The organism is Leptospira terpstrae serovar Hualin str. LT 11-33 = ATCC 700639, from assembly GCF_000332495.1.
GTDB lineage: Bacteria > Spirochaetota > Leptospiria > Leptospirales > Leptospiraceae > Leptospira_A > Leptospira_A terpstrae.
On record NZ_AOGW02000006.1, the window covers coordinates 34,575 to 46,107 of the forward strand.

Genomic DNA, 11,533 nt, shown 5'->3' on the forward strand with positions numbered 1-11,533 from the left:
TCTGTGACATTGATTTTCAAAAACAAATTCTCAATCTTATGTTAGATTTTGATAGATCATCGAAAGAAGTTCCGAAAGGATAATGGGTTTTTTAACATAACCATTCATTCCATTTTCTAAATATTCATTCAGCTGTGATTCCATACTATTTGCAGTGATTGCGATGATTGGTATATCACGATACGAATCATTTCTCTTTCGAATCATTTTTGTTGCTTCCATACCATCTAACACTGGCATTTGTATGTCCATGAGTATCATATCAAATCGATCTTCCAAATGACCTAAAGAATCATCCAGAAACTGAATGACTTCAAGTCCATTGGATGCAACACTTACCTTGATATTCTCTTTTTGAAATATTTTGGTAATAAACTTTTGATTTAATAAATTATCTTCAGCGATTAAAATATGGTAATTTTTATTTGTTCCAATTTTTGTTGTATTGAGATTTCCTAAGGGTAATTCTCTTTGTTCTGTTTCTTGAAATGGAATGGTAAATTGAAAAGTGGAGCCAACGTTTACTTTACTTTGAACTTCTATATCGCCACCCATCAAATGGACAAGTTGTTTTGAAATATAGAGTCCGAGCCCAGAGCCTTCAAATTTTTTTGTACGAGAATCTTCCAATTGTACAAAACGATCAAATAACCTGGCGATATTTTCTTCCGATATACCAATGCCTGTGTCTTTTACTGTAAAAACTATATACCTTTTATCATTACTTAAATTCACATCTAAAGATATTGAGCCAACGAATGTAAACTTAAGAGCATTTGCAATTAGGTTAATCAATATTTGGCGAAGTCGATTTTCATCAACCAGAACATAAAGATTTGGATCCAAACCAATGATATTGATTTGAAGATCTAAATTCTTTTTCTTTGCATCTGCAAAAAACAACTGGGTTACATCTTTACATAATTTATTAATATTTGTTGGCTTTGAAATGAATTCTAATTTTTTGTTTTCTAATTTAGATACATCCAATATGTCATTGATGATTGTTAAAAGTGATAATACGGATTTTTCAGCATTGTCTAAATAATCTTTTTGTTCTGCATCTATATTTGTCTGTTCTAACAAGGTCAACATACCCAACACTCCATTCATAGGTGTGCGGATTTCATGACTCATATTGGCCAAAAACTCAGATTTCACTCGGTTGGCTTTTTCAAGCTCAAATGTTCTTTTTTCAACGATATCCTGAATGCTCTTCTCTTTACCCATAATGATAAGAAGCAGAATTCCTAAAAGCCCAGTTAAAAGCGAAGATATGATTAACAAAAAACGCGAAGCATTGGTAAGATTCATTTGGAAATAATCTTTAGTCGCAATGGTTTTAATGTTCAACACATGCGAACCAATTAAAATTGGGTGTTCATAAAAATAATCTGAGAAAATTTTCTCGTCTATATTTGAACAATTTTTTGAAAATATTTCTATATTATAAGGATCGTTAACTTCTTCAATTTTTATACACAAAGGATTTTGATCATTCCCAATGATTGAATTTTCAATGATTGTCGTTAATCGAATCACAGCTGTAGCAAATCCAAACTCACCATCCCACCGATTAATAGGAGAAAAAACCAAAAAACCTAAATTATTTTTCAAACTTTGTACAAGGTTGATTTTGCTTGTAATCTCAATATCTTGTCTTTCTGTTGCACTAAACAAAGCATCTTTTCTCGTTGGATCAGATAGAATATTGAATCCAATAGCTTGTTTGTTATCGCTATAAGGATAGATAAAACGGATATATACATAATCTTCGTTTTCTGGTGATCTTATTAATTTTTGATCTTTTCTGATTGATATACCAATTGAATCTGAATAATCTTTTTTTAAATTTTTTTCCGCGTGGGGACGTGAAGAGTTTCTGATCAGAGGATTCCAAGATAATGCAGTTACGCTACCCGAGTCTTCCATAATCCCTTTTGAAAACTGATCGAATTTTTTTCGATTTAGATTTTCTGTTAGAGAGATAAATGAGCCTAAGGCTTTTACAACTCTTAAGTTTTCTAAAAAGCCATGTTCAATTCCCGAAGAAATGATTTGTCCATCGGACTTGATTCTATATTTGATAAACTCTTTTTCCCAATTCCGAGTTAAGAAAAATATAGATAATGTAAAAACAAAAGTACTCATAGTTGCAGAAGCAAAAATAATTAATCTTAAAAATTTTTCCTCACCTTTATACCATTTCCATATTAAAATTAGAAGTGGAGTGAAAATAATAATTCCAATGGAATCTCCCATCCACCAAGTAATCCAAGTTTGGAAAAGGAATTCAAAATAGATGATCTTAAAATAAAACAAAGACAAACTTCCGATGACAGAAGACATAAATGCAGAAACAGGGCCTGCTAAAATAAAAAAGATTAAGATTTCGTTTGCTTGGAAAATATTTAACGTAGGACTAGAAAACCTTTTTAAAAGATAGGAACCTAAAATTGCTGAGGTTGAGTTTCCTAATGAGATAGTTATATTTTGTGGGTTAGAGATTAAAAATTGAATCCAAGTTTCCGAAGTGGGAAGGTGCGTCGTGTTGGTAAAGTATGCGCCTAAAAATAATGCAGGCCAAACGCGATTCCCAAAGATTAAAACAAATCCTAAGGCGAGGCCAGCAGGAGGCCAAACTGGTGTACTGTATCCATCTATCGAAGACAGATTGAGACTGAGTTTTCCAGCTAAGAAATAGAGTAAAAATACAAAAATAAGGAGTGCTAATTCTCGAATGAAATTCCTAACAAACACATTCCCGGCAGACATACATATATAAGGACGATGGAAAATTGAAGAATCAGTAAATTTAAAATTTCGGTAACGAGCGAAATGAAATTATTTTCTCACCCGAGACAGGGGCTTCCTAGGGCGCTCACTCCGCCCCAAATAGGGAAGCATCTAAAAGTTTCTAATGACCTTCCACATATTTCTTAAAGTTATCTAGTATGGCTTGCCATCCTCCCCGTTGCATTTCTTCCGGGTTTTCTTTTTCAGGATCAAAACTTACTGTCACTTTTGTTTTGTTACCTTCTGCTTCTAAATCAACAGAAGCTTTCCTACCATCTTCCATCGTATAGGTAAATGACTTTTGATCTGTGATTTTGTCATAGACCGCTTCAAACTCAAAACCAAAACTTCCATCTTTGGCTTCCATTCTCGCACTGTACTTTCCACCGACACGTAAGTCATTTTTTGCCCAAGGGCATTGCCAATCATCGGAAGCAAAGTTCCAATGGATAATGTGTTTCGGGTTGGTGTAGTAGTCCCAAACCTTTTGGCTATCAGCTTGAATCGTAGATTGAATTATGATTTGATTGGAGTCCATGGCAGAATATATAATGGATACCTATTTCAGTTGCAATTCATTTTCTATTGCAATGAAATACAATTTTCCATCAACCTTAGATATTTAAGTTCTCTGCAATCCCTCTTACGATATCCAAACATTGGTTCCAACTTTCTATCGAATGGTCCCGTCGTTCTTCTGCTGTAAATCCAGTTTGATTTAAATGAATGGTTACGATTCCATCTGCAAATGTTAGTTTGTTTTCAATGATCGAATAATTTTCTGGTCTGTCTGGTAAACCAAAGAAAGCACTAAAATAAGTATATTTGAATGTATGAGGCGGTTGGAAAGATAGAATGGTACCTTTTTCTTCATAAGGTGTTCCTTCCCAAATTCCTTTAAAAACTAAGGAAGTTCCTTCTTTCCATTCAGATATAGCTTCCGATCCATATAAATATTCTTTGATGTACTTGGGTGTAGTAAGAATTTCCCAAACGCGTTCTGGATTTGATTGAATGGTTTTTGTAATACTCAGGTTTAAATTATGGTTTAGTTGATTTGCAGTGTTCATTGGTTCCTTCAAAAATAAGATACCAGAGATTCAAAGATTTGGATTGTAAAAACACGACAAAACTATAAATAAGTGCTATGGCGAATGAAAAAGGAAAACCAACTAGGGGAGTTTTACGCCAAACGAAAGCCAATTTAATGACAAAACACAATCGGTTTTTTGCTAATACAAAACTTGATTTTTTTATTGAACATTATTGGACTGTTAGTTGGGATTTTACAGACATGGAACCTTACCTTGCAGAAACTCTTCCTTATCCAAGCATCCACATTGTTTTTGAGAAAGGAAATTCAAAAATATTTGGCGTCACCAAAGGTAAGTTTTCTATTCTTTTGGAAGGCAAAGGTTCTGTATTTGGAATCAAATTCCGACCGGGAGGATTTTATCCATTCTTTCAAAAAAATATATCAATACTCACAGACAAAACAATACCCATTTCCGAACTAACTAGAGAAGATAGCCTGCCCCTTGAAAATAAAATCTTTCAAAAAGAAGATGAAGAAAGTAGAATCAAAATCATTGAAACATGGCTAGAAAGTATTTTACCAGAACGCGATCCTAAAATTCCCTTAATCAATGTCATGATCGATAAAGTTAAAGAAGATAGAACCATCCAAACAGTGGATCAAATTGCTAAACTATTTTCAACCAACGTTCGTAGTTTACAAAGACTCTTTCGTGAGTATGTAGGAGTTAGTCCCAAATGGGTCATCCAACGATTTAGAATTCAAGAAGTAGCAGAACGAATAGAAAAAGAAAAATTTATCCATTATGCAGAGATGGCTTTAGATTTGGGATATTATGACCAGGCACATTTTATAAAAGATTTTAAAAATACTATTGGACTAAGTCCAGAAGAATACCTTAAAACAGTCTTATAAAAAATAAAAGTATATGAAATTAATTTACACATCCACTGATTATACAAAGATAAAAATCATCGAATCGGTCCTTTCTGCAAATAACATCAAGTTTATGACCAAAGGAGAATATCTTGATGTATTAAATTCAATGATTCCTAGACAATCCAATTTAATTGAGATTTATGTTGCCGAAAAAGATTATGAAATAGCTTTAGAGGTTATTGAAAATGGATCTGCAACAGAAGAACCTCATGAAGAAGATGTTTTTCCTGAAAGTAGATACAACCGTTATCGAGAGTTAACCAAATTAAAACGAAAAAAAGATAAAGTGGCTCTACTTACATTGATCTCCGGTATTTTATTTGTGTCCAATCTCTATTTTCTTTTCCTTTTTATCGTGGAAAAAGATAAGTTTTTAAAATTTAAACATTCAATGGAAAATGAGTTATTTACTTATGAATTCGATGACGATTCTTATTGTACTTCCACTAGATACAGAAAAACTGGAAAGATACTCCAAATTTCCTGTTATGATAAAGAAACAGATAAAATCAAAAATGAAAAAAATTATGATTCGAGTGGATTATTAACTTACGAGTCTTTCAATCCCTATCTCGGTGATTTTTTTACAATACAAAGATCTTATGATACCAAAGGAATTAAAACAGTTGAATTTGCAGACAACGACCAAGATGGCGAATTTGACGAATACATCATCTACAACAACCAAGGTTCTAAACAAAAACGATATTTGGATCAAAATAAAGACCATCGTTTTGATGAATCTGAAATCGTTGATTAAAGAATCAATAGGAAAAGTAATAACATAATGCATCCCATTTTAAAACAAGCTTTCGATTTAGAGATGACTACGGCAAAAAACTTATACAATGAATCAAAGTATAAAGAATCTTTTTTCCATCTTGAACGTGCGCATATCCTTGGACAAAGATTTGTGATTCCTCATACCTACAACCATTGGTGGATGCTAAAAGTAGGAATTCGTAACAAAGACAAACGAGAAATTTTCGGACAGTTAGTACGGCTTGCGGTGGCGGGAATTGGATCTCTCATTGGCCGGGTTCCGATCGGAAACACGGGAGGAGCAGATATTGGAATCATGCAAGTACTACCAATTCAGGAAGATCTGAAAGTTCTATTGGAGAGGGCCGGCGAAACCACATAATCGTTCTTAAAGAAAATTGCCCCTTCTTGGGTTGGAAAGACAACGTCACTTGCCTCACTGTTCAATGTATCAGAACTTAGAGCCATATACTATGCAATATTGGAATTTTTGTCTGCTATAGCGAATAAGGGACTCGCCAACTCCTTTTCCCACTGGAACTTCAGTACGTACCAATTTGGAGGAATCAAATGGCGAATAGTTTATTTGAAGCAAAGGCATCGTGGGCCGGGGGCCTGAAGTTAAACGTAGAATCAAGGAATCACAAATGGGTGATTGATGAACCAGAATTTTTAGGTGGAACCGATTTGGGAGCCAATCCCGTTGAGCATGTATTAGGTGGACTTGCCGCTTGTGTTGGAGTTTTGGTTTCTGTTTTTGCACCTGCACACAAAGTGGAGTTAAAAGATTACCAGGTTTTTGCAGAAGGTGATTTAGATTTGGATGGATTTCAAGGACTATCCGATGTTAGACCTGGTTTTTCGGAAATCCGTTACCGAGTGAACATTCAAAGTGATTCACCAAAGGCAAACATTGATGCACTTCTGGCTCATATTGATAAAGTTTGTCCTGTGAAGGATAGTCTTTCAGGAGTTGCTGTCTTGAATGAAGTGGCCGTTGCAGGTTAGTATATTTTAGGATACCAATAGTTGTTACAATACTTTTGGTATCCTATTCGATTCTTTAATTAGAATACATGGCTAAAGTTAACAAAGAGTTGTTCGTCTTCTCTAGATTTTGCATAATCAATCATGATGATGGTTGCTTGGTTCCAAGCAATCCGTAAACCAATACCTCTAGAATACGCATAACCTTTCCAACCTAATTTATGTTCATCGTCCCATACACGACCATAATCGAAGAAAGGAACTAAGTTAAAGGCAAAAAATTCTGATCCAAACCTAGCTTCTGCAAACTTCCAACGAACTTCTGTGTTCCCCCAACCCATGGCCCGGCCCACAAATCGATCTTGTTTAAACCCTCGAAGTGTTCGAAGACCTCCAAGTCCCCCAACAAGACCTTCTGTTCCCCACATATTTCTATATTCATAAAATGGTGCTTCTCCATCAGTCACACCTAATCCAAATCGATTGGCAACAACTAACTTATCAAATACCTTAGGGAAAGGACTCCAAAATAATTTTGTTTGAGCAAAGTATTTTTGATAATCATATTCGGAGCCAATGGACTTTGTATGTTTTTCGTAAGTGGCTTCGGCAAAAATACCTGAGTTAGGATCAGGTTCAAAATCTCTTGTATCATATACGAGTCCTACTCGAAGTGCATTTACATATCCGCCATTATATCCGATTATTTTTTTTCCTTCGTAGTCTTCTGTAAGGCGAGTTTTTCCATTGGGAACATCTGCTGTGTGTTCACCACCAAGGAGAGGATCTACACCACGTGCCAACCTTCCATCATAGGTTCTGACGATGTTATTAGAAAACTTAAAACCTGCGACAAGCCTTACAGTTCCACCGACAAAGGAACGTTCCGTACTTGCTGTTGCCATTGGAGTTTCAATCGTATAACGGTTGTACATTTTGTCTGTCACTACATAACCTGGAGCCTGCGGAAATCCAGAATAGGTTTTTCCACCTAAACTGATCGGATCAGAACTAGTTCCAGGTCGAAAGTAGGTTAGGTTATTTTCCTGATCCATGTAACTTGCGTTTACAATATGCCTTCCATCAGGTTGGTTTCTGTCCAAATACGATAAAGGCTTCATGGTATCTTCACCAATTCCAAAATAGAGAGTCGTTGGTGTGATGGTCAAAAATAAGTCGGCCCGGAGTCGCCATTGTGTGTCTGCAATGAAGGGCATGTCCAAACTCACTTGGTGGTATTGTGCATTTTTGTTTGTATTAAAGTATTGAGCAAACACGCGCATGCGATACGGAGTGTAATAGAAAAGGGGATCAGTTTTTTTTCCGTTTTCGTAAATATAAGCACGTGCGCCATATCCAATTCCTTCGTTTGGATCGGAGTTGATAAGAGGTAAACCCGTAGGGTACCAACTTTCTTTTTTATCCTCTATGTCCTTTTTGCAAAGTTGTTTGCTCGCATCCATAGGAAAGGGTAGATTTTTCGGAGGAGGATCTTTTTCACAACCAGCACTGGGAACATAGTCCTGGGCAGAGAGTGAAGTTGGTATGACTAAGAAAAACCAACTAACAAAGGAAAAAAGAACAAGGCTAAGGATTCGATTCATAGGTGTGAGCGTATACAACCCATGGACAATACGTACAGGGAAGAATCGGTCAACCAGGAAATGAGTTTCCACTCACTTTTTATAAGTCTAGAATCCTGGCCGTTGGTTTCCTTTCTTCTCTTCGGAATTTGGCAATTTGATCGTTAATTCGTCATTTCTTTGGCCATAGAATCTAGCTGAACAATGATCCCGCCCGTGGATTTACTACTTTCTGAAATTTGTTTGGAAATTTCGACTATGTTGGCTGCAGATTCAGAAACGTTGGCTGTGATTTTTGTGGACTCTTCGGTTGCAATTTTTTGGAAATTCGTAGAGTTTTCGATGGTTTTACTAGTCTCGTAAATCCTTGTATTTAGGTTATCGATAGTTTCAATGGCTTTGTCAATTTCTACAATTTTGGTTCCAACTCCTGTGATATCATTTTTGATGGTTCCGATAGCAGTATCCAATTTCCCCATCATTACCGAAGATTTGTTAATGAGGTCACTACTCTCTCCAATCAGGGATAGATTTTCTTGAATGATCTTTGAAATTTCTTTTGAGTTCCGAGTGGTTGCATCCGCTAACTTTGATATCTCTTCTGCAACAACAGCAAATCCTCGCCCATGTTCACCTGCCCTTGCTGCTTCGATCGCAGCATTCAAAGACAACAAGTTTACTTTATCTGCAATGTCATTGATCACTGAAACAAAATCTGAAATTTCCGTACTTTTGTCTTTAAGGATATTGAATTTATTAATCGAAAGATGGATATGTTCCGAAGTATCGTTGGAATAACCCATGACTACGTCTAAATTTTTGTATATCCTGCTCGTTCCAGTTTGAACAGTTTCATTAATTGCTTTTAAATCACTTACCGATTGAATAGAAACTTCTGATTCGTTATACAAGGATTTGGCGATTTTGTTATTTGAATCTGCTTTTGAAGATAATTCTTTTAATGAGGTAGATATTTCTTCAAGAGAGGAAGCTTGATGTTGTGAAATTTGTTTTAGTTCTTCCGAAATCGTATCTTGATTTTTAATCTGTTGTTTCATCATATCGATAGTATTCAAAATTGTTTTTGCCATGTTCATCAAATTGTCTAAGGCTTTCTTTGCTTCTTTTTGTTTTTCTACAGCTAAGTTAAGAAGTGTTCTTGTGGCAGTGGCCCCTACTGTGGCACCGATCCCTACCCAAACAAAAATTAGAAATCTAACAATGATATTACTTTTAGGACCACCAGGAATTAATTCAGGCCGCACCAAAAACAAAACGATTTCAGAAACAATAATCAAAATAAAATTATAAATGGAAGCATTACGATTGAAATACAATACACTCAAAACAAAGGAGATATAGAATGTAGCAGAAAGTTCAGTGGCCCCATAAATGACAAATTGAAACACAAGCAAACACAAAGTAACACCAGTAATAGAAATATAACTCGATGACCAGTGAGTTTTCAATCTTGTAGAAAGTAAAAATCCAACGATTAATATGGAAGTTGCGAGGACAAATTCGATAAGAATACTTTGGTAGGTGAGATAGTCCGAACCTTTTCCTGCAATTTTGATGGAAAGTGTTGCCACATTCGCTAGGGCAAGAATCGAAAGAAACGACATGAACATTCGTTTGTTGTTTCTTAACATCACTTCCGTGAACAAGTCATCGGAAATCGTCATCACATTTTTTGAAGCAAAAAGTTTAGCAAACAAACAGAACCTTCTTTAGAAAGTATAGAGAATTTAGCCATAGTTTCAAAACGGAGTTACTTGGCAAAAAACGTTCTCGACCCATAAGAAAAAACCTAAAACAGAATCCAGAGCCCCTACATTCGCTTTTCGAAGTTCTCATCTGAAACTACATGCACTCGATCTAAAGCCGAAATGGAGAAAAACTGAATCTTGTTCACCCTAATAGAAATGGGACGAAAAGAAGATTAAAGAAAATCACTTTTTTTAAAAGACAAAGCTAATATTTTTAAAGTTAGCTACTTTATATTTTGGAAAAAGAAAAAACAGTTTTGATTCCAAATTTTTTTTATTATTTTTCTAAAAAATAAAACTTCATTGCAATAAACTTTTATCCAGTAGGCATTGATTAGATTGAATGCAATTACTAATTTTGCTAGTGTCAGCAATTAACAGGCTTTCCACTACAATACCGCAAATTATCTGTTAGTTTTTCTAAGAAAATTTCCAAGATCGTTGACACAAAATATAAATAAAAATACAACTGACAAAAATTAATCAGGAGGATCATGTGAAAAAGAGCATTTTTTTTGCGATCTCACTCACGATCATACTATTCACTCAAAACTGTACAGGTGGTTCCTATCTGGCATACATTGCACCAAATGCAAACACAAACCCTACTAGGGAATATGCGACACAAGGTGTTTTCTTAAAAGGTGGATTATTATTCCACAAGACAAACGTACCTGGACCTATTGGATCCAATGCAGAAGCAACTACTGAAGGTAGAGGATGTAACCATGCAGTATTGCATTTGTTTTCTTTTGGAGATTCTTCTATCGAATCAGCTAAAAAATCTGCAAATATTACAAAAGTTGCCTTCGTAGAATATGACCAAATGGGCATTATTGCCGGTTTCGTTTATCATCGAGTATGCACAATTGTTAAAGGATCGTAATCGGAGTTTCCCTATGAAAATGAAATTAGTATTTATTTCTCTATTATCTGTATTTCTTTTCGCTAATTGTGCGATTGGACCAACTCACGGGTTTATTTTTAATTCCACAAAATTTGCTGGAACTATCAACCCTGAAAACAATGTAAAGTCAACAAAAGAAGCAAAAGGATGCCAATTTACTCTCCTTTATATCTTTAGTGCTGGAGATGCAGGAGCTGGATCTGTTGCAAACAAAAACGGAATCAGTAAAATTGCAACAATCGACCATTCTTCTCTTTCTATTTTGACCGGTTTATACCGTAACTATTGTACAATTGTATCAGGAGAATAATCATGAAATACATTTTACTTTCAATTATTAGTTTGGCGTTATTTACAAACTGTACTACGGCACCAATGCCAGGTATCCTTTTTACATCCACTACGCAGCATTCTACTGTAGATTCAAATGGAAATGCATTGTCTTCTGCTAAAGTAGAAAAATCAGGGAAATCTTGCAGTTTTACATCTGTTTTAGTATACAATTGGTTTTACGGTGCAGGTCAGTCAGTTAGCGACGCAGCAACCAAAGGAAACATCAAAAAAATTGCTGTGATTGATAGAGACACTACTGTCATTCTACCTGGTCTCTTCACTCTTGACTGTGTTGTTGTTTGGGGAGAGTAATTCTCTTCTTTTCACAAAAACATACTTAAGTTTCGACTAGTAAGTTAAAAACCTAACAGAGAACCTCATTTCTGTTAGGTTTTTTTATACTTACTTAACGTTTTCTCTT

The 11,533-nt window shown here is 35.2% G+C and carries 12 protein-coding genes; 7 read left to right on the forward strand and 5 right to left on the reverse strand.

The window, feature by feature from the left end; genetic code table 11:
- Positions 1-36 precede the first annotated feature (36 nt).
- The 3 genes from LEP1GSC203_RS02075 to LEP1GSC203_RS02085 form a co-directional block, all read right to left on the reverse strand.
- On the reverse strand, positions 37-2,775 hold the full coding sequence (locus LEP1GSC203_RS02075; RefSeq protein ID WP_002972761.1) for an ATP-binding protein: 2,739 nt from the start codon (positions 2,773-2,775) through the stop codon (positions 37-39).
- 142 nt (positions 2,776-2,917) lie between these two features.
- A complete protein-coding gene (locus tag LEP1GSC203_RS02080; RefSeq protein ID WP_002972298.1) occupies positions 2,918-3,334 on the reverse strand; it encodes an SRPBCC family protein in 417 nt (138 codons plus the stop codon).
- Positions 3,335-3,410: 76 nt separating this feature from the next.
- A complete protein-coding gene (locus LEP1GSC203_RS02085) occupies positions 3,411-3,866 on the reverse strand; it encodes an SRPBCC family protein (RefSeq protein WP_039936969.1) in 456 nt (151 codons plus the stop codon).
- Between the two features lie 77 nt (positions 3,867-3,943).
- Here LEP1GSC203_RS02085 and LEP1GSC203_RS02090 point away from each other — a divergent pair, with 77 nt between their 5' ends.
- The 4 genes from LEP1GSC203_RS02090 (at position 3,944) to LEP1GSC203_RS02105 (ending at position 6,541) form a co-directional block, all read left to right on the forward strand.
- A complete protein-coding gene (locus LEP1GSC203_RS02090; RefSeq protein ID WP_002972524.1) occupies positions 3,944-4,747 on the forward strand; it encodes a helix-turn-helix domain-containing protein in 804 nt (267 codons plus the stop codon).
- Positions 4,748-4,760: 13 nt separating this feature from the next.
- The gene (locus LEP1GSC203_RS02095; RefSeq protein WP_002972672.1) at positions 4,761-5,531 is read left to right on the forward strand and encodes a putative signal transducing protein; all 771 of its coding nucleotides are present in this window, start codon (positions 4,761-4,763) and stop codon (positions 5,529-5,531) included.
- A gap of 27 nt (positions 5,532-5,558) precedes the next feature.
- Positions 5,559-5,915 (forward strand): DUF3703 domain-containing protein, encoded by a 357-nt coding sequence (locus LEP1GSC203_RS02100; protein ID WP_002972816.1) that lies wholly within the window; start codon positions 5,559-5,561, stop codon positions 5,913-5,915.
- Between the two features lie 188 nt (positions 5,916-6,103).
- Positions 6,104-6,541 (forward strand): OsmC family protein, encoded by a 438-nt coding sequence (locus LEP1GSC203_RS02105; protein ID WP_002972682.1) that lies wholly within the window; start codon positions 6,104-6,106, stop codon positions 6,539-6,541.
- 59 nt (positions 6,542-6,600) lie between these two features.
- Here LEP1GSC203_RS02105 and omp85 read toward each other — a convergent pair whose 3' ends face one another.
- On the reverse strand, positions 6,601-8,124 hold the full coding sequence (gene omp85, locus LEP1GSC203_RS02110; protein ID WP_002972933.1) for an Omp85 family outer membrane protein: 1,524 nt from the start codon (positions 8,122-8,124) through the stop codon (positions 6,601-6,603).
- 143 nt (positions 8,125-8,267) lie between these two features.
- Positions 8,268-9,821: a methyl-accepting chemotaxis protein gene (locus LEP1GSC203_RS02115; RefSeq protein ID WP_002972484.1), complete on the reverse strand. Its 1,554-nt coding sequence runs from the start codon at positions 9,819-9,821 to the stop codon at positions 8,268-8,270.
- 547 nt (positions 9,822-10,368) lie between these two features.
- Here LEP1GSC203_RS02115 and lsa14 point away from each other — a divergent pair.
- The 3 genes from lsa14 to LEP1GSC203_RS02130 are packed head-to-tail and all read left to right on the forward strand — an operon-like array spanning position 10,369 to position 11,424.
- The gene (gene lsa14, locus LEP1GSC203_RS02120) at positions 10,369-10,758 is read left to right on the forward strand and encodes an adhesin Lsa14 (RefSeq protein WP_002972863.1); all 390 of its coding nucleotides are present in this window, start codon (positions 10,369-10,371) and stop codon (positions 10,756-10,758) included.
- A gap of 13 nt (positions 10,759-10,771) precedes the next feature.
- The gene (locus LEP1GSC203_RS02125) at positions 10,772-11,089 is read left to right on the forward strand and encodes a TRL-like family protein (RefSeq protein WP_002972204.1); all 318 of its coding nucleotides are present in this window, start codon (positions 10,772-10,774) and stop codon (positions 11,087-11,089) included.
- A 2-nt stretch (positions 11,090-11,091) separates the two neighbouring features.
- Positions 11,092-11,424, forward strand: coding sequence for a TRL domain-containing protein (locus LEP1GSC203_RS02130; RefSeq protein ID WP_002972259.1), 333 nt, complete (start codon positions 11,092-11,094; stop codon positions 11,422-11,424).
- Positions 11,425-11,533: the final 109 nt, after the last annotated feature.

Bases quoted from the DNA above. Each gene is read 5' to 3' on its own strand.
- LEP1GSC203_RS02125 (WP_002972204.1), top strand. From the start codon at position 10,772: ATGAAAATGAAATTAGTATTTATTTCTCTATTATCTGTATTTCTTTTC.
- omp85 (WP_002972933.1), bottom strand. From the start codon at position 8,124: ATGAATCGAATCCTTAGCCTTGTTCTTTTTTCCTTTGTTAGTTGGTTT.
- LEP1GSC203_RS02075 (WP_002972761.1), bottom strand. From the start codon at position 2,775: ATGTCTGCCGGGAATGTGTTTGTTAGGAATTTCATTCGAGAATTAGCA.
- LEP1GSC203_RS02100 (WP_002972816.1), top strand. From the start codon at position 5,559: ATGCATCCCATTTTAAAACAAGCTTTCGATTTAGAGATGACTACGGCA.
- LEP1GSC203_RS02095 (WP_002972672.1), top strand. From the start codon at position 4,761: ATGAAATTAATTTACACATCCACTGATTATACAAAGATAAAAATCATC.
- LEP1GSC203_RS02130 (WP_002972259.1), top strand. From the start codon at position 11,092: ATGAAATACATTTTACTTTCAATTATTAGTTTGGCGTTATTTACAAAC.
- LEP1GSC203_RS02085 (WP_039936969.1), bottom strand. From the start codon at position 3,866: ATGAACACTGCAAATCAACTAAACCATAATTTAAACCTGAGTATTACA.
- LEP1GSC203_RS02090 (WP_002972524.1), top strand. From the start codon at position 3,944: ATGGCGAATGAAAAAGGAAAACCAACTAGGGGAGTTTTACGCCAAACG.
- LEP1GSC203_RS02080 (WP_002972298.1), bottom strand. From the start codon at position 3,334: ATGGACTCCAATCAAATCATAATTCAATCTACGATTCAAGCTGATAGC.
- LEP1GSC203_RS02105 (WP_002972682.1), top strand. From the start codon at position 6,104: ATGGCGAATAGTTTATTTGAAGCAAAGGCATCGTGGGCCGGGGGCCTG.